Below are 21,780 nucleotides of genomic sequence, written 5' to 3'. Positions count from 1 at the left end.
CGAATGCTGATTACTCCTGCGTTTGCCCAGGCTGGAGCGACTGGTGACACCAACAGCATGTTGATGTCGCTGCTGCCATTCGCGCTGATCTTCGTCATCATGTACTTCCTGATTCTGCGCCCGCAGCAGAAGAAAGTGCGCGACCATGCGGACCTCGTGAAGAACATCCGCCGCGGCGACACCGTGGTGACCTCGGGCGGCCTCGTCGGCAAGGTGACCAAGGTGGTCGACGACGACCAGATCGAGTTCGAGATTTCGGACGGCGTTCGCGTGCGCCAGATGCGCCAGATGATCTCGGGTGTGCGTACCAAGGGTGAGCCGGCGAAGGGCGACGCCAAGGACGAGGCGTCCGCGAGCTGATTGCCGCGGCGCCTTTTTGGAATCTGACGGGTCAACTCGATGTTGTATTTCACGCGGTGGCGAGCGCTGGGGATTATCCTGACAGCGCTGGTGGTCTGCCTGTGCGCCGTGCCCAATTTCTTCCCCGAAGCGCAGGTGAAGACCTGGCCGGCCTGGGCGCAGCGGCGCCTGGTCCTCGGCCTCGATTTGCAGGGCGGCTCCTATCTGCTGCTCGAAGTCGACTCCAACTACGTGAAGAAGGAGAAGCTCGACCAGATCCGCGACGATGTCCGGAAGGTGCTTCGTGAAGCCAAGATCGGCTACACCGGCCTCAACACGCGTAACGACGCGGTGGAAGTCCGCATCTCCAGGGAAGGCGACCAGGCGACGGCGCTGTCGAAGCTCCGCGAGCTGTCCCAGCCGCTCGGCGGCCTGCTCGGCTCCAGCGGCCAGCGCAGCCTCGAGGTTGCCGACGCCGGCGGCGGCCTGATCCGCCTGACGGTCCCGCAGGCCGCGATCACCGAGCGCATCCGGCAGACCATCGAGCAATCGATCCAGATCGTCGAACGGCGCGTCAACGAGCTCGGCACGGTCGAGCCGGTGATCCAGCGTCAGGGCACCGACCGCATCCTGGTCCAGGTGCCGGGCCTGCAGGATCCGACCCGCCTGAAGGAGCTGCTCGGCAAGACCGCCAAGATGGAATTCCGCATGGTCGACAGCTCGGTGTCGCCGGACCAGGCCCAGCAGGGCCGCCTGCCACCGGACTCCGAGCTCTTGATGAGCGCGTCACCGCCGCCGGTTCCGTATGTCGTCAAGAAGCAGGTTCTGGTTTCCGGAGGCGAGCTCTCCGATGCCCAGCCCGGCTTTGACCAGCGCACCGGCGAGGCGATCGTCAGCTTCAAGTTCAATACGTCGGGAGCGCGCAAATTTGCCCAGGCGACGGCCGAAAATGTCGGCCAGCCGTTTGCGATCGTGCTCGACAACAAGGTGATCTCGGCACCCGTGATCCGTGAACCGATCACCGGCGGACAGGGCCAGATCTCTGGCAGCTTCACGGTGCAGTCGGCCAACGATCTGGCGATCCTGATGCGTGCCGGCGCGCTGCCGGCGCCGCTGACCGTGATCGAAGAGCGTACCGTCGGTCCCGGCCTCGGGCAGGACTCGATCGAGAAGGGCGAGCTCGCGGCCTATGTCGGCTCGATCCTGGTCATCGTGTTCATGCTGATCACCTATCGGCTGTTCGGCGTGTTCGCCAACATCGCGGTGGCGATCAACGTCGCCATGATCTTCGGACTGCTGTCGCTGCTCAACGCCACGCTGACGTTGCCGGGCATCGCCGGCATCGTGCTCACCGTCGGCATCGCGGTCGACTCCAACGTGCTGATCTACGAGCGCATCCGCGAGGAACTGCGCGGCGGCCGCAGCGCGATCTCGGCGATCGACGCCGGCTTCAAGCGGGCATTGGCGACCATCCTCGACTCCAACATCACCACCTTCATCGCCGCCGCCGTGCTGTTCTACATCGGCACCGGACCGGTCCGCGGCTTTGCCGTGACGCTCGGCATCGGCATCATCACCACGGTGTTCACCGCCTTTACCCTGACGCGCCTGATCGTCGCCGGCTGGGTGCGGTGGAAGCGGCCGCAAACCGTGCCGATCTGAGAGGCCTGTTGTGACTCATACCGTTCTCATTGGCCTTGGCATCCTGATCGCCGTGTTGACCGTGGTCGCGGCGCTCGGCCTGCTGCCGCCGCTGCGCATCGTGCCGGACGACACCCATTTCGATTTCACCCGCTTTCGCCGCATCAGCTTCCCGATCTCGGCGCTGCTCTCGATCCTTGCCATCACGTTGTTCTTCACCCACGGCCTGAATTTCGGCATCGACTTCAAGGGCGGCACGCTGCTGGAGGTGCAGGCGAAATCCGGCACTGCCGACATCGCCGCGATGCGCACCACCTTGAACGGTCTTGGCCTCGGCGAGGTGCAGCTGCAGCAGTTCGGCGGTCCGGCGGAAGTCCTGATCCGCGTCGCCGAGCAGCCCGGCGGCGACAAGGCGCAGCAGGATGCGGTGACGAAAGTGCGCGGCGCGCTCGGCGAATCCGTCGACTACCGTCGCGTCGAGGTGGTGGGACCGCGCGTCTCCGGCGAACTGCTGGCCTACGGCATGATCGGCCTGATGTTCGCGATCATGGGCATCCTGATCTACCTTTGGTTCCGGTTCGAATGGCAGTTCGCGCTCGGCGCCATGATCGCCAACGTCCACGACATCGTGCTCACGATCGGCTTCATGTCGATCACCCAGGTCGATTTCGACCTTACCAGCATCGCGGCGCTGCTGACGATTCTCGGCTACTCGCTCAACGACACCGTCGTCATCTACGATCGCATCCGCGAGATGCTGCGGCGCTACAAGAAGATGCCGATGCCGCAGCTGCTGAACGAATCGATCAATTCGACGCTGTCGCGCTCGATCATCACCCACGTCACGGTGACGCTGGCTTTGCTCGCGCTGCTGCTGTTCGGCGGCCAGGCGATCCACAGCTTCACCGCGGTCATGATGTTCGGCGTGGTGCTGGTCGGCACCTACACCTCGATTTTCATCGCGGCGCCGATCCTGATCTATCTCGGTGTTCACACCACGCGGGGTGGAGAGGCGGCGCAGGACGCGCCGGCCAAGAAGCCGGACACGGCGGCAGCCAAGAAGTAGCCGGTCATGAGCAACTCCTCGGACGCTCCCCATCTTCCGAGGTCGGCGCCGATCGAGGCCTACGGCAAGGGCGGCTTCGCGTTTGCCGATATGTCGCACCGCGGCTCGCTCTTGTGCCTGCCTGACTCGATCTGGGCCTGGCCGGTCACCAGGCCGCAGGAGATCGACGAATACTCGCTGCAAAAGGTGTTCGCGGCCGCCAATGCGATCGACACGCTGATCGTCGGCACCGGCACCGACGTCTGGGTCCCGCCAAAGGGCCTGCGCGAGGCCCTGCGGGCCGTGCGGGTGGTGCTCGATCCGATGCAGACGGGACCCGCGATCCGCACCTACAACATCATGCTGGGCGAGCGGCGTCGCGTCGCGGCGGCGCTGATCGCGGTGCCATGAGCGCGACGGAGGCACCGAAGGACGGCGCGGCCTTCTGCGCCGATCTGGTGCGGAGCCATGACTTCGTACGCTACGCGTCGACCCTGTTCCTGCCGGGTCCGGAACGGCGGGCGATGCTTGCGATCTATGCCTTCAACATCGAGGTCTCGCGCGTGCACGAGCAGGTTAGCCAGCCGCTGCCCGGCGAGATGCGGCTGCAATGGTGGACCGACATGCTGGCCGGCGCGGGCCATGGCGGCGTCGAGGGCAATCCGGTCGCGGCAGAACTGCTGCACACGATCCGCAATCACCGTCTGCCGGTCTCGCCATTCTCCCGGCTGGTCGAGGAGCACCAGTTCGATCTCTACAACGACCCGATGCCGTCGCTGACCGCGCTCGAGGGCTATCTCGACGCCACGTCCTCAGTGCTGTTCTCGCAGGCTACGCGCGTGGTGGCGCGACCGTCGGAGGCGATCGATCACCTGGCCCGTCATGCGGGTCTTGCCCAGGGCATGGCGCAGGTCATCGCTTCGTTCGGACGCGACGCCGCACAGCAGCAGCTGTTTCTGCCGTTACAGCTGCTGCAGCAGCACGGCGGCAGCAAGGAGGAGGTGTTTGCCGGCAAGGTGACGCCGAACATCCGTGCCGCCATCGATCAGCTTGCGGACGAGGCCCAGGGCCATCTCAAGACCGCATTCGGGCTGCTTGCGGATGTCCCGTCCGGCGTGAGGCCGATCTTCCTGCCGCTCGCTTGCGTGAGGCGCGAGTTGAACCGGGCGAGGAGGGAGGACTACGACCCGTTCTCGCCGAAGCCGGTTTCGCGCCTGCGCACGCTCTGGACGTTGTGGCGAGCCGCGCGCACGGAGGAGTTCGGTCGCTAGCTCTGCTCCTTCGGGATGTGCTTGGTGAAGATCCGGATCGTTCTGCCCTTGACCATCGGGCCGCTGTCATAGATGTCGGATGCGATCTGTTCGACCGCGTCGCGCAGCGCAACGAACTGGGCTTGCCGCGCCATGCTCGCCGTTCCACGCGTGCCGGCCAACTCGTCCAGTGCGGCGTCGCTGATCTGGCATTCGATTTCCTGGTCGCCGTTCATCATGGTGAATCCGAACGCCAGTCGTTCGGAATCGTATCCCCCGATCCGGCCACGGGTGAGTGGCATTAAACTTGTCCCTTGAGCGCGCTACCCCTCGCAAAGAGTGAAGCTTCGCGCCGCGTTTGTCGAGGGCCCCGCGCCGACAAGCGCGCGCTAACCTGCCGGCCGGTCCATCTCGGCGACTTCAAAATTGAAGCGGTCGCGCAGATTCTTGCGTTGCTCGAGGATGTCCTTGAGGAACTCGCGATCGGCGTCGCTGCGCATCATCGGTTCGATCAGGTCGATCTGGTTCATGGCGACGAGCTGCAGGATTTCGGTGCGCGGCTTGCCGGCGGCATCGCGCGGCAGCGCGTGCACGATCTGGATGTGTTCGGGCGGCTTGACGCCCCCGGCCGCGGCAAGCTCGTTGCGCAGCGTCTTTTCCAGCGCGGACTGGTCCGCCTCGACGAAGGCGTAGAGTCCGACGCCGACGCGCCGGTCGGCAAAGGCGACGATCGCGGTGTCGCGCACCTGCGGATTCTTGCGGATCAGATCGATCAATACCGGGGCGTCGTTGACCAGCCTCCGGCCGCCGCCTTCGCGGTCGGTGAAATTGAAGATGCCGCGCGTGATCGCCTGATAGACCTTCTTGCCGGTCTTGAGCCAGATGCTGGCGACCGCGGACTTCTTTGCGAGCACCTTGCGCTCTTTCGGCGTCAACGCCTCCGGCGCGTAGCTGCGCTTGTGCTTCAACAGATGCCGCAGATCCTCATAGGCGGCGATGCGGAACAGCCGGCTGCGGGTCTTGAAGCAGGCGGCAAGCTGGAAGTCGGTGAGGTAGGCGCGGCCATCGCGGCCGACCAGCCAGTTCTGCTCCTTGGCGAGATCGTTGTGGCAGATACCGGCGCGATGCAGCTTGCGCAACGCGGCCTTGGCGGAACGAAAATAGGCGACGTCGCCGTGCGGCTTCGCCAGATGCAGCGCCGCGCCGTCGATGAAGCCGCGCACCAGTGCGCGACGGCCGGCCCACAACAGCTTCGGCCCGACGTCGAGGTCGCGCGCCAAGGTCAGCGCGCGGCGCTCGCGGGAGAACAGATGCAGCGCCAGGGCGAACGACCAGAACGGCACCTGATCGAGCCGGCGCAGCACGCCGTCGACCTCGCCGTCATCGGCGCGGAAGCGGCCGCGCTCGACGGTCGAGAACACGTCGCGCTTGAGCAGCACGCCCTGGCTCCACCGCACCGACAGGGTGGCGTCATCGTCTTTCGGCAAGCTCATGACTGTCAGGCCGCTGCCGCAACGCGCAGATGCTCTGCGATCCAGTGGTCGAGATCGGCGAGCGCGCGCGCGCTGATCGCCTGCTTTTTGGCGACGGTCTTCTCGTTGCCGCGCAGCCGCGAGCCGTCCGGCTTCTTGGTCGGCGCACTGGCCAGCGGCGGGAACAGACCGAAATTGATGTTCATCGGCTGGAACGAGCGCGAACCGGCCTCGATCGTTTCGATGTGGCCGCCGGTGATGTGGCCGAGCAGCGCGCCGAGCGCGGTCGTCGCCGGCGGCGGCGTCAGCGCGGCACCGCGCATGTCGGCGGCGGCACAAAGGCCGGCGATCAGGCCGACGCTGGCCGACTCGACGTAACCCTCGCAGCCTGTCATCTGCCCGGCGAAGCGCAGCCGCGGCTGCGCGCGCAGACGTAGCTGCCCGTCGAGCAGCTTCGGCGAATTCAGGAAGGTGTTGCGATGCAGGCCGCCGAGGCGGGCGAACTCCGCGTTCTCGAGGCCGGGGATCGTGCGGAACACGCGCTGCTGCGCGCCGTGCTTCAGCTTGGTCTGGAAGCCGACGATGTTGTAGAGCGTGCCGAGCTTGTTGTCCTGCCGCAGCTGGACGATCGCATACGGCTTGACCGTCGGGTTATGCGGATTGGTCAATCCCACCGGCTTCATCGGCCCGTGGCGCAGCGTCTCGTGACCGCGCTCGGCCATCACCTCGACCGGCAGGCAGCCGTCGAAATAGGGCGTGTTGGTCTCCCAGTCCTTGAAGTCGACCTTCTCGCCGTCGAGCAGCGCCGCGACGAAGGCGTCATACTGCTCCTTCGTCATCGGGCAGTTGATGTAGTCGGCGCCGGTGCCGCCGGGGCCGACCTTGTCGTAGCGCGACTGAAACCAGGCCACCGACATGTCGATGGAATCCTTGTGCACGATCGGCGCGATCGCGTCGAAGAATGCCAGCGCGCTCTCGTCGGTCAGAAGCCTGATGGCGTCGGCAAGCGGTGCCGAGGTGAGGGGGCCGGTCGCGACGATGACGTTGCTCCAGTCGGCCGGCGGCAGCCCTGCGACTTCCTCGCGGCTGATCTCGATCAGCGGATGTTCGTTGAGCACCTTGGTGACGGCGGCCGAAAAGCCGTCGCGGTCGACCGCCAGCGCCCCGCCGGCGGGCACCTGGTTGGCGTCGGCCGAGCGCATGATCAGGGAGCCCAGCCGCCGCATCTCGGCGTGCAGCAGCCCGACCGCGTTGTTGGCGGCATCGTCGGAGCGGAAGGAGTTCGAGCAGACCAGTTCGGCGCAGCCTTCGGTCCGATGCGCCTCGGTCATCCGGTGCGGGCGCATTTCGTGCAGCACGGCGCGGACGCCGGCATTGGCGACCTGCCAGGCGGCTTCCGAGCCGGCGAGCCCCGCGCCCACGATGTGCACGGGTTGGGAAGGGGATTGATGCGGTGTCATCGCGCAGCGTTAGCGCGTTTTGATCTCATATGCATCTGAAACCGCACCACAAACGACAACGCCCGCTGTGGAGGCGGGCGTTATCCGTTTAGCAGATGGCTTGCGGCCGATTAGCCGTTGTAGGTGCCGGCGGCAACGCGCGGAATGTCCGAGCGGTCGAGGCCGATATCGGCGAGTTCGCGATCGCTGAGCTGGGACAGTTCGCTGACATTGCGCTGATAATCCCGGAAAGCCTGGATCATGCGGATGAGCGAGAGCAACATGGTAGTCTCCTAGTAATTCAGATTCAGCTTTTCAAAAGCCTTATCGTTGAAGTGAATATAGATGATATAGTGCAGTGCGGTAGTTCCGATGTTGCGATGCAGCTAAGCTCAAAACGCATAGCGGCGATAAGCACCGCTTAACCGTTTGGCGCATCGAGCCAGGTCCAGCGGACCAAAGTTCCGCAGAGCCGGGCGACGGCGTCAAAATCTTCTTGAGATCAGTCAGTTAGAAGAATGGTAGTGACTTGAACTACGCCGTTCATATGGTAATTACAGACCGTTCGGTCAAGGGATGGCGCGCGTCTGACGCCAGATCACGGCGGCGTGTTCCATGCGTGATTCGCATGCGGAATATTGCCGTATGAATGATTTAATATTCATAGTATGATAGGGTTGGCACCTAGGCGGACGCAGCGTCAATCAGTCGCATTGACCTCGGAGGTAGTTCGGCCCCTCCCGCCCGCTCAGATTTTCGCCGGCCGCGCGAACGCGCTGCTGATTATCGGAAGTGCAGCTCGATTGAAGTGAACGCGTCGAGCAAAGCTATTGCGGCGCCGCTTCCTTACCGACATGTAATCAAAACACTATGCAACGCATGCGCGATGCGCGCGCAGCGCTCATCACGTTTGTATCGCGCGAAGTTCATTCTGAACGGTGTCGGGAACAGCGAATAATCGTTCCGCAGATTCCGCAATCACGCTGGGATCTGTCCAAGAACAACAGATGGATCATCCCATGATTAAGACATTGATCGCAGCAGCCACCGTGGCTGCCGTTGCCTACGCTGTCGCTCCCGCTCAGGCCGCGCATCGTCATCACGCGGGCCTCGGCTGCAGCGGTGCCAATCTCGGCAAGACCGAAGCTGCAGTCGAAGCTATGGCTGACAATGAGGTCAAATTCGCGGCGGAGAAGGAAGTCTCGCTCGCTCAGGACGCGATGCTGAACAACCAGTGGGGTGCTTGCGGCGCGCATCTCAGCAAGGCTGCCGAAGCCAGCATGGCGAAGTAGGTTTTGATCATGGCGATAGGGGCCGATTGCCTGGGGCAGTCGGCCCTTTTTGATTCATCCGCAGCTGGACCGGCTTTGATCTAGTCAGAGCAGAAGGGTGGCCTCGTCCTTGGCTCGCTGCGCCACGCGAGCTGGTGTGAAAGCGCTACGGAGCCTTGGCGAGCTGGGTGGCGAAGTAGCCGATCGTCTTGGCGTAGACCTCGCTCTTGTTCCACTGCTGGATCACCGCAAAATTCTCGCTGCCGGGCTCCCAGCCCTTGCCCTTCTTCCAGCCATAGCTCTTCAGGTAGTTCGCCGTCGACGCCAGCACGTCGGGCACGTTGTGCAGGAGGTCGCGCTTGCCGTTGCCGTCAAAGTCGACCGCAAACTTGATGTAGGACGACGGCATGAATTGAGTCTGGCCGATCTCGCCGGCCCAGGCGCCGCGCATCTCCTGCGGCGGCAGATCGCCGCGCTCGACGATGCGCAAGGCATCCATCAACTCGGCCTTGAACATGTCGGAGCGGCGGCAATCATAGGCGAGCGTCGCCAGTGAACGTATGGTCGGAAACTTTCCGGTGTTGACGCCGAAATCGGTCTCCAGTCCCCAGATCGCGACCAGGATTTCGCCCGGTACGCCGTAGGCCTCCTCGATTCGCGACAGCACCGAGCCGTAGCGCTTCATCATGTCGGAGCCGCGATTGAGCCGCGGCGGCACCATGCGGCTCGAGAATTGCTCGAAGGTCTGGCTGAACACCTGCTGCGAATGGTCGCGGGCGAGGATCGCCTTGTCCTGCGTGACGCCAGCCAGCCCGGCCTGGATCGCGTTCTGCGAAATGCCCTTCGTCGCAGCCTCTTTCTTGAAATCGTCGAGCCAGGATTCGAACGTGCCCGTGCCGCATTGAGCGGCCAGCGCCGATGCCGTCGAGGTCAGGAGCCACGCGCCGATGGCGAGCGTGCGAAAGCAAGAGCGAGAGGTCATAGGCAATTCACTCCGGAGTCTGCGATGTCGTCGATTGGTCGCGAAGGGCGGCGGGTATGTTCGCGGCAACAGCGGCCAAAACAAGGCTCGTGACCGAGCCGTTTTTTCTCAGGCAGCGCTGCAAATGCCACGCCAGTTTCACACCCATTTGACGATCCTGAACGATAAACCGCCGGCCGAACATATCGGCCGGCGGTTGCTTTGACGTTTACGAATCCGGTTAGCGGCGCTTAGCCGCGATCGCTGCGCCGCCACGGAAACAGATTGGCCGGGAAGTCCGCGGCGGGCTTGCGCTCGCGCGGTTCGGGGATCACCGGCCGCGCATTCGGATCCTTGACGATGACCTCGCGATAGAGATGCCAGGTGGCGTGACCAAGCAGCGGGATCACCACGGCAAGCCCGAGGAAGAACGGGATCGTGCCCAGCACCAGCAGCACCGCGACGATCAGGCCCCAGGCCGCCATCGGCACCGGGTTCTGTGCGACGGCGCGCATCGACGTCACCATGGCTTCGCCGGCGGTCGCCTGGCGGTCGAGCATCATGGGGAAGGCGATCACGCTGATGCAAAGCGCGACGAGCGCGAACAGGAAGCCGACGCCGCAGCCGACCACGACAAGCCACCAGCCTTGCTGGGTGGTCAGCACGCGCGCGGCAAAATCGGGAATGTTGGCCGCGGTCTCATAGCCGAACACCGCCGTGTAGATGGCCTGGGCGGTGGCGATCCAGGTCACGAACAGTGCGAAAAGCAGCGTTCCGACCCCAAGCATCGCGCCGAATGACGGTGAGCGGAATACCTCCATGGCATCCCACGCAGATGCTTCCCCGCCGTCCTCGCGGCGGCGGCTCATTTCGTAGAGGCCGATGGCGGCAAACGGGCCGAGCAGGGCAAAGCCCGCGGCCAGCGGAAACAGCAGGGGCAGCACGGAATAGCCGTGCACGGTGCGCGCAAGCACGAGGCCGAGCACCGGATAGATCAGGCAGAGGACGATGGCGTGACTTGGCACCGCCTTGAAGTCTTCCCAGCCGAGACGCAGCGCATGATGCAAATCGGACAAGCCGATGGTGCGGATGACCGGCGCAGACGCGGCGCCTTGTCCGCTCTGCGTCATCGAACTGACATTGCCTTGGTATGACGTGGCCATGGTCGTTGTCTCCCTCTGGGCGGTCGCATTCTGCGCCCGCAACAGGGCACAAACGTACCGCCTCTCGAAGCGATCACGAGCAAGCCAGACGCGAAAGACAGAGCAGGGAACTGGCCGTGTCGCGAACTGTCCGGCAAGGCTACTCCCAAACCGTGGCAAAAGCACTCACGCTTAAGTGAATGTCGCATTGGCAAGCTATGGAGGGGGCTATAGACTTCAACTGCGACCGCGGTCAGGCGTCCCAGCGCCGTCTGGCTTTCACATCTCAACAGTCTTGGGAGCGAACGATGAGCATTTTCGGAAAAATCATGGGCGCGATCTTCGGTAGCAGCGCCAGCGCCGCGCCCGCAGGCGGATCGGCCACAAGCGCAGCTCCCGCCGGTGGATCCGGCAGTGCATCGTCGTCTCCTGCAGCGGTGCCGGCCGGCGCAGCGCCCGCGCAGTCCGTTGACGTCGCCCCCATTCTCGACAAGGCGGTGGCCGCGAAGGGCGAGAAGCTCGAATGGCGCACCTCGATCGTCGACCTGATGAAGGCGCTCGACATCGACTCCAGCCTGTCGGCGCGCAAGGAGCTCGCCAAGGAGCTCGGCTACTCCGGCGACACCAGCGATTCCGCCAGCATGAACATCTGGCTGCACAAGCAGGTGATGACGAAGCTCGCGGCCAATGGCGGCAAGCTGCCCCCGGACATCAAGCACTGAGCGGATCATCATCCCGCACACGGCCAGGGCCCGCGCCAGCGCGGGCCTTTTTTATGGATCGGCGAGCATCTATAGATCGGCGAACAAGAAGGAGAACGCTCATGACTGATCTCGATCGCCGGACGATGCTTGCGACCGGCGCCCTCGCACTGGCCGGCGCCGCCGCGCAATCCGCGCCGGCCCATGCCGAGACCGCGTCGAAGGCGATGTTTCCGGTACCGGCGGTGACGATCCCGATCGTTGGCGCCAGCGAAGTGTTCCAGGTCCGCCGCATCTACTGCATCGGCCGCAACTACGCGGCGCATGCGATCGAGCGCGGCTCCGATCCGACCCGCGAGCCGCCGTTCTTCTTCCAGAAACCGACCGACGCGATCCAGAATGTCGCGATCGGCACGGTCGCCGATCATCCCTATCCGTCGCTGACCAAGAACTATCACCATGAGGTCGAGCTGGTCGCCGCGTTGAAATCCGGCGGCACCAACATCCCAGCCGACAAGGCGCTCGACCACGTCTATGGCTACGCGCTCGGCCTCGACATGACGCGGCGCGATTTGCAGAACGGCATGGCGGCGGAAAAGAAGCCGTGGGAGATCGGCAAGAGCTTTGATCATGCCGCAGTGCTGGGGCCGATCCATCCGGCTGATAAGACCGGCCACTTCACGCAAGGTGCGATATCGCTCGCGGTCAACGGCACGGTGCGGCAGAGCTCGGATCTGAAGAACATGATCTGGAGCGTCGCCGAGCAGATCGCGAAGCTTTCCGAGGCCTTCGAGCTGAAGGCCGGCGACATCATCTATTCTGGCACGCCGGAGAATGTCGGCCCGGTCGTCAAGGGCGACGTGTTGCTGTGCAAGCTCGAGGGCCTGCCCGATATGTCGATCAAGATCGTCTGAGGGGCAGGGCTCTAACCTGCAAGATCCGCGTATTCCGGATGCTTGTTGAGGTAGTCGACCACGAAGCCGCAGCCGGCGATCACCTTGTGGCCGTCGGTGCGGATCAGCTCCAGCGCCCCCCTGACCAGCTCCGATGCGATGCCGCGGCCGCGCAGGGCGCGCGGTGTCTCGGTATGGGTGATGATCACGGCCGCGGGCGTCCGCCGGTAATTCGCAAAAGCGAGGCCGCCCTCGGTGTCGAGTTCGAAGCGGTTTTGGTCCCTGTTGTCGCGGACGGCGGCCATCGCAAAATCCCGGTTGATTCGCAGGCCCTGATGTAAGCGTGTGAACCCGCCGATGCAAAGCCGCGACCAACCCGCAAATTGGCATTTGTGGATTGACGATATGCGCATTTTGGCCTGCCTGACCGCCGTGTTGCTCGGCGCCGCGTTGACGCTTCCAGACCCGCCGCAAGCCGCCGCCGGCGACGATCCGAGCTGGCAGACCTGCGTCGGCCTGACGACGGCGCCCGGCGACCGCGTGGCCGCCTGCACCACGGTGATCGACGGCAAGACCGAGACCGGCAAGCGGCTGGCCGGGGCCTATTGCAATCGCGGCCATGGGCTGACCGAGAAGCGCGAGCTCGATGCAGCGCTCGCCGACCTCAACGAGGCCATCAAGCTCGATCCCGCCTACGCCTGCGCCTATACCAATCGCGGCCGCGTCTACGCCTTCAAGCGCGATCTCGATCATGCGATTGCCGATTACGAAGAGGCGATCCGCATCGATCCGGCATTTGCGCTGGCCTACAACAATCGCGGCGATGCCTGGCTCAACAAGGGCGATCTCGACCGCGCGCTGGCCGATCTCAGCCTCGCCATCAAATACAATCCGCAGCTCGCCACCGCCTATGGCAATCGTGGCTTCGTCTACTACCGCAAGCGCGACGCGGCGCATGCGATCGCCGACTTCACCACCGAGATCAAGCTCGAGCCCAACGTGCTCGCCTACATCAACCGCGGCAATGTCTATCGCGATACCGAGCAGCTCGATCGCGCCGCCGCCGACTATGGCGAGGCTGCGAGGATCGCGCCGACCGATGCGCGCGGCTGGCGCAACCGCGGCATGATCCGTCTCTTTCAAGGGGACAACAAGGGCGGGCTCGCCGATTACGACAAGGCGCTGCAATACGATCCGAACGACGTCTATTCCTGGAATAATCGCGGTCAGGCCAAGCTGCGGCTCGGCGACAAAAAGGGCGCGGCGGCCGATTTCCGCAAGGCGCTCGAGCTGCAGCCCGATTTGCAGAGCGCCAAGGGAGCGCTGGCGCGGCTCGGCGGAGCGCGGTGACATCTTGCCGGCAACGATCGCTCCTGCCGTGTCGCACATACGCGGGACGGGCCTTGCGGATGGATGCAGTTCGATTACGTTTGATGACAGACATACGCCCCTGATGCGGCTGGATGGTCGTCTGGTACGGAGTGGCGGAGCCGGCCGCCGACGTATGCCTCTTGTCGGAGGAGGTTCGTCATGTCGGACAATCGTTTATTCAACACACACCGTCCCTGGGAGGACTGGCTCGGCATGCTGCTCGGCGTGCTGATCATGGTCTCGCCCTGGTTTCCGATGCAGGTGAGCGGCGCCGTCGATATCGAGCGCAGCCACCTCGTCCTCAACAGCTTCATGGTCGGCATGCTGGTGCTCGGCATCGCCCAGCTCGAATATGTCGCGCTGCACCGCTGGGAGGAGGTGGCCAGCATCCTGCTCGGTCTCTGGCTGATGGCATCGCCCATGGTCTTTGGTTACGCCGAGGACCACGCGCTGCAGTTCTGGCACATCCTGCTCGGCGCGCTGGTCGCCTTTATAGGCGCGTTGCAGCTGTGGCAGGACTGGAACCTGAGCGAGCAGGAACTTGCCAAGCACCCGCAGTAGCGGGCTGGGCAGAAAACAACGGGTTGACCGCCGCCGGCGCGCGGTATCATCGGGCCGCGCCCGGCGGGCCTTGCCGAAGGCGGCGGCTTGGCGATAAACCGGGCGGTACCAATCCCTTGCGGCGCTTGAAGACGCCCGGTTCTGACCGAGGAAACACCCGATGATCGTCCTGACCTTGCCCTGTCTGTTGTGCGTATCGGCGGGGCGGCAATGAGCGGGACGGCTGCTGCCGCGCCGCGCGGCGGGATCGCGCGGGTGTCGCGCCGGGTGATGAACCTCGCCTACATCCTGACACAGAACGCCCGCCGCCACGGCGATCGCCCCGGCTTCGTCTGGAACGAGAAGGCCTGGTCCTGGCGTCACATCGACCAGAACGTCTCGGCGCTGGCGGCGGCATTGGCGGCGCGCGGCATCGTCAAGGGCGACCGCATCCTGGTGCATTCCAAGAACTGCGACGAGATGTTCTGGTCGATGTTCGCGGCCTTCCGGCTCGGCGCGGTCTGGGTGCCGACCAATTTCCGCCTGATGCCGGACGAGGTCGCCTATCTCGGGGCGGCCTCCGGCGCCAAGGCGTTTCTGTGCCACGCCGACTTCCCCGAACATGCCAAGGCGGCCGCCCATCCCGCGCTCGAATTCGTCTGGCGGATCGGGGAGGAGGGCACGTTCGGCGAGGCGACGCTCGGCGACGTCATCGCCAAGCACGCCGGCGCTGTGGTCGAGAACGTTACCGTCGATTACGACGATCCCTGCTGGTTCTTCTTCACCTCCGGCACCACCGGCCGCTCCAAGGCCGCGGTCTTGACCCATGGCCAGATGGCCTTCGTCATCACCAACCATCTCGCCGACTTGATGCCCGGCACCACGGAAGAGGACGCCTCGCTGGTGGTGGCGCCGCTGTCGCATGGCGCCGGCGTACATCAATTGGTGCAGACCGCGCGCGGCGTGCCGACCATCCTGCTGCCGTCGGAGAAGTTCGACATCGCCGAAGCCTTCCGGCTGATCGCCAAGCATCGCGTCAGCAACATGTTCACGGTGCCGACCATCCTGAAGATGATGGTCGAGCATCCCGCCGCCGACCAGCACGACCATTCCTCGCTGCGCTACATCATCTACGCCGGCGCGCCGATGTATCGCGAGGACCAGAAGGCGGCGCTGAACAAGCTCGGCGGCGTGCTGGTGCAGTATTTCGGTCTCGGCGAGGTCACCGGCAACATCACCGTGCTGCCGCCCGGCCTGCACGATCCCGAGGACGGGCCGCATGCGCGGATCGGCACCTGCGGCTTCGAGCGCACCGGGATGCAGGTCTCGATCCAGGGCGACGATGGAAGCGAGCTGAAGGCGCACGAGACCGGCGAGATCTGCGTGATCGGTCCCGGCGTGTTCGCGGGCTACTACGACAACCCCGAGGCCAATGCGAAGGCGTTTCGCGACGGCTGGTTCCGCACCGGCGACCTCGGCCACATGGACGAGGAGGGCTTCGTCTACATCACCGGCCGTGCCTCCGACATGTACATCTCGGGCGGCTCCAACATCTATCCGCGCGAGATCGAGGAGAAGCTCTTGACCCATCCCGCGGTCGGCGAGGTCGCGGTGCTCGGCGTACCCGATCCCTTCTGGGGCGAGGTCGGCGTCGCCGTCTGCGTCGCGCGCGAGGGCGCCGAGGCGGTCGCGGAGGCGGAGCTTGCCGCCTATCTCGCGCCAAAAGTGCCGCGCTACAAGATGCCGAAACGCTTCTTCTTCTGGGAGGCGCTGCCGAAGTCCGGCTACGGCAAGGTGCCGAAGCGGCTGATCCGCGACGAACTCGAGGCGCGCGGATTGCTCGAGGTGATCGCCAAATCGACGGGAGCGTGAGGCGATGCGCAGCATCGCCCAGCCTGGCGCTCCGCATCCAGAGCGCATCCAATGGGTCAGCGCGCGCGGCCGCGCCTTTTCATTCGTGCTCGAGGCCGGCATTCCCTTGCTCGAAGCCGTGCGCAGCGGCTTTGCGGCGGAGGGCTTTTGCAGCGGCGTCCTGAGCGCGAAAAGCGGCGCGCTCGGGCCGTTCGCCTATGTGATGCCGGCGCTATCGAAGGACGGCGTCAACGCCGCGTTCTACAGCGACACGTTCCGTCCCGACGGCGTGACCCGGCTCAAGCTGGCGGCGTTGACCTTCGGCGAACGCGACGGCGCGCCGTTCTTTCATTGCCACGGCCTGTGGACTGAGGCCGACGGCCGTTTCAATGGCGGCCACATGCTGCCGGAAGAAACCATTGTCGCCGAGCCGTTCGAGGTGAACGCGTTCGGGATTGACGGCGCGACGTTCCTGGCCGAGGCGGACAGCGAAACCAATTTCAAGCTGTTCGGTCCGGTCGCAGCCGAGCCGCGTGGGGCCAGGACCACGAGCCATGCCTTCGCGCTGCGGCTGCGGCCGAACCAGGATTTTGCCTGCGCGCTGGAAGCCTTCTGCCGCCAGCACGGCATCCTGCGCGCGCGGCTGCATGGCGGCGTCGGCTCGACCATCGGCGCCGTCTTCACCGACGGCCACAGCGTGGTGCCGTTCGCGACCGAGCTCGCGGTGACCGCGGGCGAGATCGCACCGGACGCGGATGGCCGGCTGCATGCCGAGCTCGACATCGCGCTGGTCGACTATCTCGGCGGCATCGCCGAGGGACGCCTGGTGCGCGGCGACAATCCGGTGCTGATGACGATGGAGCTGGCGCTGGAGGTGCTGGCGGAGGCGGAGCAGCCGTAGGGGCGGGCGCTTTCTCCCGGCGGTCGTCCTGGCGTTCGCCGGAGCCGATATCGCGCCGCGGCCTCCGCTGTCCCATAACCACAGACATTCGTTGTCGAAGCGAGCTGTGGCTCCAGCGTTATGCAATAATGACCTTCGGTGGTTATGGGTCCCGGGTCGCGCTTCGCTTGCCCGGGACGACACCTAATTTGTTGCGCGATCTGCGAGTCACATATCCGCATTCTCGCGACATGAATTGTCCGAGGCTTGCCGCCTTCGCCGCCCTCTCTTGACCAGGGGGCGCAGGGGCCGCTCACCTCCGCTTGCGGACATGGATGTTGATGTCGAGGTCGATCTCGCTGACGCAGGTCTGCTCGGTGCGATGCGATCCGCCCTCGTGCCAAGGGCCGTTGCGCAGGCTAATGTCGCTGGACGTGAGCGAGCCGCAGGCAGCGCCATTGCGGCAGCCTGCCCGAACTCGAGCCGGCGAACTGCCAGGCCAGCACGACCTCTTCACCGCTCTTGTTGTGGCCGATGATGTGCGGACAGAGTTCGCGCGGCCGGCCGTCATAGATGCAGACGACCTGCTGTTCGGTGCTGACAGCCTTGCGGAAGAGTGCGTAAGACTTGCTGGGCATGGGGCATCCGGCCATCTAGGATTGTTGCGGGCTCTTATCATAAACTGGGCCGCCCGCCATTGTTTCCCCGGATCCGCGCACATGGCCAGACGAAACCGCCCGATCAACATGCCTGCGCCGTATCTGAAGCGGGTCTGGCTCGATCCTGCGCGAATTCCGAACCGCGATGCCTATCCGTTCGTACTGCCGCTGCTGCGCGACGATTTCGAGCTGAGCTTCGACAAGGCGATCACGATCATCGTCGGCGAGAACGGCACCGGCAAATCGACGCTGCTCGAAGGCATCGCCGTGATGGCCGGCTATGACGACGCCGGCGGCGGCAAGGGCTATCGCGCGGTCGACCACGGCAATGCCGTTGAGAAGATGGGCGGCTCGCTTGCGTCGGCGCTGCGTGCCAGCTGGCTACCTAAGATCACGAATGGCTGGTTCTTCCGCGCCGAGAGCTTTTTCTCGGTGGCGCGCTATGTCGATGAGGCCGCGCTGGATGTCGGGGACGTGCCGCCGAACTTCCTGTCCTATTCCCACGGCGAAGGCTTCCTGCGCTTCTTCAACGAGCGTTGCCAGCGGCAGGGCATCTTCATCTTCGACGAGCCGGAATCCGCGCTGTCGCCGTCGCGGCAGATCGAATTCCTCAAATTGTTGCACCGGATGAACGGCACCGGCCACTGCCAGGTGATCATGGCGACGCATTCGCCGGTGCTGATGGCCTATCCGAATGCGACGCTGCTGCGGCTGAGCAAATACGCACTGGAGCCGGTGAGCCTGAGGGACACCGATCACTACCGGCTGATGCGCGAGTTCTGCGACGATCCGAAAGGGTTCGTCGAGGCGGCGATCGAGGAGTGAGACCACCGCCCGGCGGACTTGCCTCCCGGGGAAGCCGGCGGGTGCGAGTTCGCTCTGGTGCAAGAAGCAGGTTGCCGGTCTAGTCTAGAACCTCCAATCATAAACTGCGGCATGCGCCAGGCGGCGCAGGGCCGACAGACATCGGGAGAGGACCAAGGATGAGGCGGTCGATCGCACGGACTTTCGTGGTGGTGGCGGCATTGGCCGTGTTGGGGGCCGCCTGGGCCCATGGGCCGACCCGCCAGAAGGTGCGGGAATCGATCGAGATCGACGCACCGCAGGCCAAGGTGTGGGCGGTGATCAGCAATTTCCAGGACATGAGCTGGCTCGCCGGCGTCACCAAGACCGAGGGCGAGAAGGGCAACGAGATCGGCGCCACCCGGCGGCTGACGCTGGGGCCCGGCGCCACCGTCGACGAGGAGCTCTACAAATACGAGCCGGAGATGATGAGCTATTCGTACCGGATCACGGCCGTCGATGTGAAGGTGCTGCCGGTCACCAATTATTCCTCGACGCTGACGGTGTCGCCGGCGCCCGACGGCAAGTCGAAGCTGGAATGGAACGGCGCGTTCTATCGCGGCTTTCCCAACAACGACCCGCCGCCGGAGCTGAGCGACGAGGCCGCGGTGAAGGCGGTGAGCGGGCTCTACAAGGCCGGGCTCGAAGCGCTGAAGAAGAAGATCGAGAGCGGGACCTGAGCGTGCGCGCGATTGCGCTCGTCGCGCTGCTTGCCAGCCTCGGCGCCGCGCGCGCCGAGGAGGCGTTCGTCACCAACCAGCTCAGCGACGATCTCACGGTGGTCGATCTCGCGACCTCGAAGCCGGTCGCGACCATCGCGATCGGCGGCAAGCCCGCCGGCGTTGCCGTCAGCAATGACGGCCGCTTCGCTTATGTGACCAGCCCGGATGCCAAGGCGGTCACGGTAGTCGACGCGCCGGCGCGAAAGGTGGTGGGCCGGGTCGATGTCGGCGGCGGGCCGCTCGGCATCGCGGTCGCGCCCGACGGCGCGATGGTCTATGTCGCCGACTGGTACGCCGCCGCGGTGCGGGTGATCGATGCCAGAGAGCGGCGTGTCGTCGCAAGTATCGCGGTCGGTGCATCGCCGTCCGGGCTGGCGGTGACACCGGATGGGCTGCTGCTGCTGTCGGCGGATCGCGACGATGACAGCGTCTCCATCATCGATACCGCCTCGCGCGAGCGGAGGGGGATCGTGAAGGTCGGGAGTCGGCCGTTTGGTGTCACCATCGATGCCGATGGCAAGCGTGCCTACACGGCCAACGTCGGCACCAACGACGTCTCGGTAATCGACGTCGCGACCGCGCGCGAGATCGGCCGCGTGCATGTCGGCCTGCGCCCCTACGCGGTGGCGCTGGCGCAGGGCCGCGGCTTCGTCACCGACCAGTATGACGGCAAGGTCAGCGTGTTCGACCTCGTGACGTTGCAGCCCATGAAGCGGATTACGGTCGGCGATTACCCCGAAGGCATCGAGGCGACCGCCGACGGCAAGCGTATCCTGGTCGCGAACTGGGAGAGCAACACGCTGAGCGTGATCGACGCCGCCGAGCTGAAGGTGATTGGCGAGGTCAAGGTCGGCGATGGCCCGCGCGCGTTCGGGGCGTTCCTCAGACGGACCGAGTAGGCGGAAGGTGCGTGGGGTGTCCCAAAATATCGAAAACAACCCCATGCAAAGGAGCAGGCTGCCGCCGAGACTCGGAAAAGCGACTTGACGCGTCGGGCAAATCAGCGGTACGTTTTTATTAATCCGAAATTGTGCAAGCGTCCGCCGCCGCAGGGTAGAGCCAACCGGCCCCTGCGGCCTGTCGCCGAGCCGCGCCCCATTGGCTCACCAGCGCGGCAGGCATATATTATCGGGCAAATAAGCGGAACACAGGGAGGATGCCATGCATCATACCTTGGTGCCCAGTGACCGGGTCGAGCATGTCTGCGTCTTCGGGCGCGATGGCGCCAAGCTCGGGTCGATCGAGCGGCTGATGCTCGACAAGGTGAGCGGAACGGTGGCCTACGCCATCATCAAGACCGGCGGCGTGCTGAGTACCCACCACCACTATCCCGTCAGATGGGCCGCGCTGCGATTCGATCCTGTGCGCCAGGCCTTCGAGGCCGAGGTGACGCTGGAGGATCTGCGCGCCGGGCCGTCCGAATTCGACGGCGACGAATTCGACTGGGGCGACCGCTCGCAGACGTACACGCACCCGAACTATTGGGCGGTGTAGCGCGGAGGCGAGGGGCGGTTGTTGTGGCCCGCATGAGCGAAGCGACATGCGGAGGCCGTCAACTTGTTCGGCCGGTGACCCCGGATATCGCTTCGCTCATTCGGGCTACTTGCTAAGGCAAATTTCGATTCCATTTGCTCCAATGGTCTTTGCTGGCTCCGTCGTGCTTGAGACGCTGGCGCACTTCGTCCGATAGAACTTCTTCCGAACAATAGAGCGGGATTCCAATTCCGCCATAGAATCCTAAGCCCGACAGATGATCTGCCCAAGGACGAATCGTCGGGTCGTCGAAAGCCATCCTGTAGGTGAGGTCGTAAACGAGGCCAGCTAAGATTGCTCCAGAGAAATCTAGGTCTACATGGCGCTTAGCTTCGTCTTGGACCACGTACATTGCTGCAACGGCGCTTTGCTCGCCGATCTCATTAAGCTCTTGGAGTTCTTGTTCGCTTAGCCCCTTGCCGACCAAAACATGCTTGCCCAAGGCAATTGTAGCTGTATCTGCAACGCAAATGACGTCTAGCAATTCGCGAGGATGATCAGAGGTTTCAGCGGCGTACTTTTGAACCGCGTCATATAAGCGGTGCCAGCCTTGGTCGTTACCCAAAGACTTGGAATGGGCCAACAATCCAAAAATTGGTGCCCCGTTCAATTCGTCATATGGGGTTCCTAGGCGGGTGGGCGCCTTTCGTTTGACAATGGACGCGGTTGAAAATGCTCGCTTGATGTCGCTGGTCCGTAAGGTCAATTTGCATTCAAAGGCGGCAACAACGCCGCCGGCGAAGACATATTTCTCGTTCCCTAGGACCGATCGACATTCAGGATTCCCAAGCGGTTTGATCGCTGATTCATAGAGTTCCGTGATTCGAGACACGGAGCAGATGGTGGCGGCGAAACGATATGAGCGGACGGAGGCGCAATGGGCGAGGATTGCGCCACTGCTGCCGGGGAAAGCTGGCGACCCGGGACGTACGGCTGCGGACAATCGACTGTTCGTCAACGGATGTTTGTGGGTTTTGCGATCGGGCGCACACTGGAGCGACCTGCCGGAACGGTACGGCAAGTGGAAAACGGTGCATCAGCGCTTCAGCCGCTGGTGCCATGCCGGCGTCTGGGAGCGCGTGTTCGCTGCTCTGACCGCCGATCGCGACAACCAGTATCTGATGATCGACAGCACCATCGTTCGCGCCCACCAGCAGGCGACGAGCGGAAAAGGGGGGCCAAAGATCAGGCGCTGGGGCGTTCCCGAGGTGGACTGACCACCAAGAT

26 protein-coding genes and 2 pseudogenes are annotated in these 21,780 nt (G+C 64.3%); 18 read left to right on the top strand and 10 right to left on the bottom strand.

What is annotated here, in order from left to right; translation table 11 throughout:
• The first annotated feature begins 3 nt into the window (after positions 1-3).
• Genes yajC through Q2M23_RS33630 form a run of 5 tightly spaced genes read left to right on the top strand, consistent with a single transcriptional unit; the run spans position 4 to position 4,296 of the window.
• Positions 4-360, top strand: a complete 357-nt coding sequence (gene yajC, locus Q2M23_RS33650; protein WP_026192737.1) for a preprotein translocase subunit YajC — start codon at positions 4-6, stop codon at positions 358-360.
• A 39-nt stretch (positions 361-399) separates the two neighbouring features.
• On the top strand, positions 400-2,001 hold the full coding sequence (secD, locus tag Q2M23_RS33645; RefSeq protein WP_316398356.1) for a protein translocase subunit SecD: 1,602 nt from the start codon (positions 400-402) through the stop codon (positions 1,999-2,001).
• Positions 2,002-2,011: 10 nt separating this feature from the next.
• Positions 2,012-3,046 carry a protein translocase subunit SecF gene (gene secF, locus Q2M23_RS33640; protein WP_168858627.1) on the top strand — a complete coding sequence of 345 codons (1,035 nt, stop codon included), beginning with the start codon at positions 2,012-2,014 and terminating at the stop codon, positions 3,044-3,046.
• Positions 3,047-3,052: 6 nt separating this feature from the next.
• Positions 3,053-3,436, top strand: a complete 384-nt coding sequence (locus Q2M23_RS33635) for an Mth938-like domain-containing protein (protein ID WP_018271534.1) — start codon at positions 3,053-3,055, stop codon at positions 3,434-3,436.
• Complete coding sequence (locus tag Q2M23_RS33630) at positions 3,433-4,296, top strand: phytoene/squalene synthase family protein (protein ID WP_316398355.1); 864 nt, start codon at positions 3,433-3,435, stop codon at positions 4,294-4,296. The genes Q2M23_RS33635 and Q2M23_RS33630 overlap by 4 nt, the downstream gene beginning before the upstream one ends.
• Here Q2M23_RS33630 and Q2M23_RS33625 read toward each other — a convergent pair.
• The 4 genes from Q2M23_RS33625 to Q2M23_RS33610 all read right to left on the bottom strand — a co-directional run bounded on the left by Q2M23_RS33625 (position 4,293) and on the right by Q2M23_RS33610 (position 7,470).
• Positions 4,293-4,577 carry a DUF1488 family protein gene (locus tag Q2M23_RS33625; protein ID WP_168858625.1) on the bottom strand — a complete coding sequence of 95 codons (285 nt, stop codon included), beginning with the start codon at positions 4,575-4,577 and terminating at the stop codon, positions 4,293-4,295. The two genes, Q2M23_RS33630 and Q2M23_RS33625, sit on opposite strands and share 4 nt — an antisense overlap.
• An 87-nt stretch (positions 4,578-4,664) precedes the next feature.
• Complete coding sequence (locus Q2M23_RS33620; protein WP_316398354.1) at positions 4,665-5,768, bottom strand: serine/threonine protein kinase; 1,104 nt, start codon at positions 5,766-5,768, stop codon at positions 4,665-4,667.
• A 5-nt stretch (positions 5,769-5,773) separates the two neighbouring features.
• A complete protein-coding gene (trmFO, locus tag Q2M23_RS33615; RefSeq protein ID WP_141340427.1) occupies positions 5,774-7,207 on the bottom strand; it encodes a methylenetetrahydrofolate--tRNA-(uracil(54)-C(5))-methyltransferase (FADH(2)-oxidizing) TrmFO in 1,434 nt (477 codons plus the stop codon).
• A gap of 110 nt (positions 7,208-7,317) precedes the next feature.
• Complete coding sequence (locus Q2M23_RS33610; RefSeq protein WP_016846063.1) at positions 7,318-7,470, bottom strand: DUF1127 domain-containing protein; 153 nt, start codon at positions 7,468-7,470, stop codon at positions 7,318-7,320.
• Between the two features lie 723 nt (positions 7,471-8,193).
• Between Q2M23_RS33610 and Q2M23_RS33605 the strand changes: the two genes are divergently transcribed.
• Positions 8,194-8,478 (top strand): hypothetical protein, encoded by a 285-nt coding sequence (locus tag Q2M23_RS33605; protein WP_057018525.1) that lies wholly within the window; start codon positions 8,194-8,196, stop codon positions 8,476-8,478.
• 145 nt (positions 8,479-8,623) lie between these two features.
• On the opposite strand, the gene Q2M23_RS33600 is transcribed toward Q2M23_RS33605, so the two are convergent.
• From Q2M23_RS33600 to Q2M23_RS33590, 3 genes are all read right to left on the bottom strand, one after another.
• The gene (locus tag Q2M23_RS33600) at positions 8,624-9,439 is read right to left on the bottom strand and encodes a lytic transglycosylase domain-containing protein (protein WP_057018524.1); all 816 of its coding nucleotides are present in this window, start codon (positions 9,437-9,439) and stop codon (positions 8,624-8,626) included.
• Between the two features lie 7 nt (positions 9,440-9,446).
• Positions 9,447-9,587: a hypothetical protein gene (locus tag Q2M23_RS33595; RefSeq protein WP_168858624.1), complete on the bottom strand. Its 141-nt coding sequence runs from the start codon at positions 9,585-9,587 to the stop codon at positions 9,447-9,449.
• A gap of 82 nt (positions 9,588-9,669) precedes the next feature.
• Positions 9,670-10,581 carry a DUF2189 domain-containing protein gene (locus tag Q2M23_RS33590; protein ID WP_057018609.1) on the bottom strand — a complete coding sequence of 304 codons (912 nt, stop codon included), beginning with the start codon at positions 10,579-10,581 and terminating at the stop codon, positions 9,670-9,672.
• Between the two features lie 287 nt (positions 10,582-10,868).
• Between Q2M23_RS33590 and Q2M23_RS33585 the strand changes: the two genes are divergently transcribed.
• Together Q2M23_RS33585 and Q2M23_RS33580 are read left to right on the top strand one after the other, a co-directional pair.
• Entirely contained in the window at positions 10,869-11,282 is a 414-nt protein-coding gene (locus Q2M23_RS33585; protein ID WP_057018523.1) for a DUF3597 domain-containing protein, read from the top strand.
• Between the two features lie 101 nt (positions 11,283-11,383).
• Positions 11,384-12,175: a fumarylacetoacetate hydrolase family protein gene (locus Q2M23_RS33580; RefSeq protein ID WP_141340426.1), complete on the top strand. Its 792-nt coding sequence runs from the start codon at positions 11,384-11,386 to the stop codon at positions 12,173-12,175.
• 11 nt (positions 12,176-12,186) lie between these two features.
• Here Q2M23_RS33580 and Q2M23_RS33575 read toward each other — a convergent pair whose 3' ends face one another.
• Positions 12,187-12,459 (bottom strand): GNAT family N-acetyltransferase, encoded by a 273-nt coding sequence (locus Q2M23_RS33575; RefSeq protein WP_229189821.1) that lies wholly within the window; start codon positions 12,457-12,459, stop codon positions 12,187-12,189.
• A 100-nt stretch (positions 12,460-12,559) separates the two neighbouring features.
• Here Q2M23_RS33575 and Q2M23_RS33570 point away from each other — a divergent pair, with 100 nt between their 5' ends.
• The 4 genes from Q2M23_RS33570 to Q2M23_RS33555 all read left to right on the top strand — a co-directional run bounded on the left by Q2M23_RS33570 (position 12,560) and on the right by Q2M23_RS33555 (position 16,817).
• The gene (locus tag Q2M23_RS33570; RefSeq protein WP_057018521.1) at positions 12,560-13,504 is read left to right on the top strand and encodes a tetratricopeptide repeat protein; all 945 of its coding nucleotides are present in this window, start codon (positions 12,560-12,562) and stop codon (positions 13,502-13,504) included.
• Between the two features lie 180 nt (positions 13,505-13,684).
• Positions 13,685-14,086: an SPW repeat protein gene (locus Q2M23_RS33565; RefSeq protein ID WP_316398353.1), complete on the top strand. Its 402-nt coding sequence runs from the start codon at positions 13,685-13,687 to the stop codon at positions 14,084-14,086.
• 210 nt (positions 14,087-14,296) lie between these two features.
• A complete protein-coding gene (locus tag Q2M23_RS33560; protein ID WP_316398352.1) occupies positions 14,297-15,937 on the top strand; it encodes an acyl-CoA synthetase in 1,641 nt (546 codons plus the stop codon).
• A gap of 4 nt (positions 15,938-15,941) precedes the next feature.
• Entirely contained in the window at positions 15,942-16,817 is an 876-nt protein-coding gene (locus tag Q2M23_RS33555) for a PCC domain-containing protein (RefSeq protein WP_316398351.1), read from the top strand.
• Positions 16,818-17,215: 398 nt separating this feature from the next.
• Here the strand turns inward: Q2M23_RS33555 and Q2M23_RS33550 are convergent, their stop codons facing one another.
• A complete protein-coding gene (locus tag Q2M23_RS33550) occupies positions 17,216-17,434 on the bottom strand; it encodes a hypothetical protein (protein WP_316398350.1) in 219 nt (72 codons plus the stop codon).
• 189 nt (positions 17,435-17,623) lie between these two features.
• On the opposite strand from Q2M23_RS33550, the pseudogene Q2M23_RS44175 reads away from it, so the two are divergent.
• The 5 genes and pseudogenes from Q2M23_RS44175 to Q2M23_RS33530 form a co-directional block, all read left to right on the top strand.
• Positions 17,624-17,734 (top strand): annotated as a pseudogene (locus Q2M23_RS44175) (AAA family ATPase); the annotation flags it as partial.
• Positions 17,726-18,280, top strand: a complete 555-nt coding sequence (locus Q2M23_RS33545; RefSeq protein WP_410469804.1) for an AAA family ATPase — start codon at positions 17,726-17,728, stop codon at positions 18,278-18,280. The pseudogene Q2M23_RS44175 and the gene Q2M23_RS33545, both read left to right, overlap by 9 nt.
• Before the next feature lie 158 nt (positions 18,281-18,438).
• Positions 18,439-18,978 carry an SRPBCC family protein gene (locus Q2M23_RS33540; RefSeq protein ID WP_316398348.1) on the top strand — a complete coding sequence of 180 codons (540 nt, stop codon included), beginning with the start codon at positions 18,439-18,441 and terminating at the stop codon, positions 18,976-18,978.
• A 2-nt stretch (positions 18,979-18,980) separates the two neighbouring features.
• Positions 18,981-19,919: a cytochrome D1 domain-containing protein gene (locus Q2M23_RS33535; protein WP_316398347.1), complete on the top strand. Its 939-nt coding sequence runs from the start codon at positions 18,981-18,983 to the stop codon at positions 19,917-19,919.
• A 262-nt stretch (positions 19,920-20,181) separates the two neighbouring features.
• Complete coding sequence (locus Q2M23_RS33530; protein ID WP_316398346.1) at positions 20,182-20,514, top strand: PRC-barrel domain-containing protein; 333 nt, start codon at positions 20,182-20,184, stop codon at positions 20,512-20,514.
• A gap of 112 nt (positions 20,515-20,626) precedes the next feature.
• Here Q2M23_RS33530 and Q2M23_RS33525 read toward each other — a convergent pair whose 3' ends face one another.
• On the bottom strand, positions 20,627-21,385 hold the full coding sequence (locus tag Q2M23_RS33525) for a hypothetical protein (RefSeq protein WP_316398345.1): 759 nt from the start codon (positions 21,383-21,385) through the stop codon (positions 20,627-20,629).
• A gap of 7 nt (positions 21,386-21,392) precedes the next feature.
• Here Q2M23_RS33525 and Q2M23_RS33520 point away from each other — a divergent pair.
• Positions 21,393-21,780 (top strand): annotated as a pseudogene (locus Q2M23_RS33520) (IS5 family transposase); the annotation flags it as partial.

The sequence above is a fragment of the Bradyrhizobium sp. 33ap4 genome, assembly GCF_032654765.1.
GTDB lineage: Bacteria > Pseudomonadota > Alphaproteobacteria > Rhizobiales > Xanthobacteraceae > Bradyrhizobium > Bradyrhizobium australafricanum.
This window is presented reverse-complemented; position numbering and strand designations above follow the sequence as displayed.

What these genes read in the sequence shown, in the direction of transcription:
- Q2M23_RS33570 (WP_057018521.1), top strand. Translation starts at nt 12,560, where the DNA reads ATGCGCATTTTGGCCTGCCTGACCGCCGTGTTGCTCGGCGCCGCGTTG.
- Q2M23_RS33590 (WP_057018609.1), bottom strand. Translation starts at nt 10,581, where the DNA reads ATGGCCACGTCATACCAAGGCAATGTCAGTTCGATGACGCAGAGCGGA.
- Q2M23_RS33560 (WP_316398352.1), top strand. Translation starts at nt 14,297, where the DNA reads ATGAGCGGGACGGCTGCTGCCGCGCCGCGCGGCGGGATCGCGCGGGTG.
- Q2M23_RS33540 (WP_316398348.1), top strand. Translation starts at nt 18,439, where the DNA reads ATGAGGCGGTCGATCGCACGGACTTTCGTGGTGGTGGCGGCATTGGCC.
- Q2M23_RS33565 (WP_316398353.1), top strand. Translation starts at nt 13,685, where the DNA reads ATGTCGGACAATCGTTTATTCAACACACACCGTCCCTGGGAGGACTGG.
- Q2M23_RS33530 (WP_316398346.1), top strand. Translation starts at nt 20,182, where the DNA reads ATGCATCATACCTTGGTGCCCAGTGACCGGGTCGAGCATGTCTGCGTC.
- trmFO (WP_141340427.1), bottom strand. Translation starts at nt 7,207, where the DNA reads ATGACACCGCATCAATCCCCTTCCCAACCCGTGCACATCGTGGGCGCG.
- Q2M23_RS33550 (WP_316398350.1), bottom strand. Translation starts at nt 17,434, where the DNA reads ATGCCCAGCAAGTCTTACGCACTCTTCCGCAAGGCTGTCAGCACCGAA.
- Q2M23_RS33580 (WP_141340426.1), top strand. Translation starts at nt 11,384, where the DNA reads ATGACTGATCTCGATCGCCGGACGATGCTTGCGACCGGCGCCCTCGCA.
- Q2M23_RS33585 (WP_057018523.1), top strand. Translation starts at nt 10,869, where the DNA reads ATGAGCATTTTCGGAAAAATCATGGGCGCGATCTTCGGTAGCAGCGCC.
- Q2M23_RS33625 (WP_168858625.1), bottom strand. Translation starts at nt 4,577, where the DNA reads ATGCCACTCACCCGTGGCCGGATCGGGGGATACGATTCCGAACGACTG.
- Q2M23_RS33610 (WP_016846063.1), bottom strand. Translation starts at nt 7,470, where the DNA reads ATGTTGCTCTCGCTCATCCGCATGATCCAGGCTTTCCGGGATTATCAG.
- Q2M23_RS33555 (WP_316398351.1), top strand. Translation starts at nt 15,942, where the DNA reads ATGCGCAGCATCGCCCAGCCTGGCGCTCCGCATCCAGAGCGCATCCAA.
- secD (WP_316398356.1), top strand. Translation starts at nt 400, where the DNA reads ATGTTGTATTTCACGCGGTGGCGAGCGCTGGGGATTATCCTGACAGCG.
- Q2M23_RS33545 (WP_410469804.1), top strand. Translation starts at nt 17,726, where the DNA reads ATGGCCGGCTATGACGACGCCGGCGGCGGCAAGGGCTATCGCGCGGTC.
- Q2M23_RS33630 (WP_316398355.1), top strand. Translation starts at nt 3,433, where the DNA reads ATGAGCGCGACGGAGGCACCGAAGGACGGCGCGGCCTTCTGCGCCGAT.
- Q2M23_RS33605 (WP_057018525.1), top strand. Translation starts at nt 8,194, where the DNA reads ATGGATCATCCCATGATTAAGACATTGATCGCAGCAGCCACCGTGGCT.
- yajC (WP_026192737.1), top strand. Translation starts at nt 4, where the DNA reads ATGCTGATTACTCCTGCGTTTGCCCAGGCTGGAGCGACTGGTGACACC.
- Q2M23_RS33595 (WP_168858624.1), bottom strand. Translation starts at nt 9,587, where the DNA reads ATGGGTGTGAAACTGGCGTGGCATTTGCAGCGCTGCCTGAGAAAAAAC.
- Q2M23_RS33635 (WP_018271534.1), top strand. Translation starts at nt 3,053, where the DNA reads ATGAGCAACTCCTCGGACGCTCCCCATCTTCCGAGGTCGGCGCCGATC.
- Q2M23_RS33575 (WP_229189821.1), bottom strand. Translation starts at nt 12,459, where the DNA reads ATGGCCGCCGTCCGCGACAACAGGGACCAAAACCGCTTCGAACTCGAC.
- Q2M23_RS33600 (WP_057018524.1), bottom strand. Translation starts at nt 9,439, where the DNA reads ATGACCTCTCGCTCTTGCTTTCGCACGCTCGCCATCGGCGCGTGGCTC.
- Q2M23_RS33620 (WP_316398354.1), bottom strand. Translation starts at nt 5,768, where the DNA reads ATGAGCTTGCCGAAAGACGATGACGCCACCCTGTCGGTGCGGTGGAGC.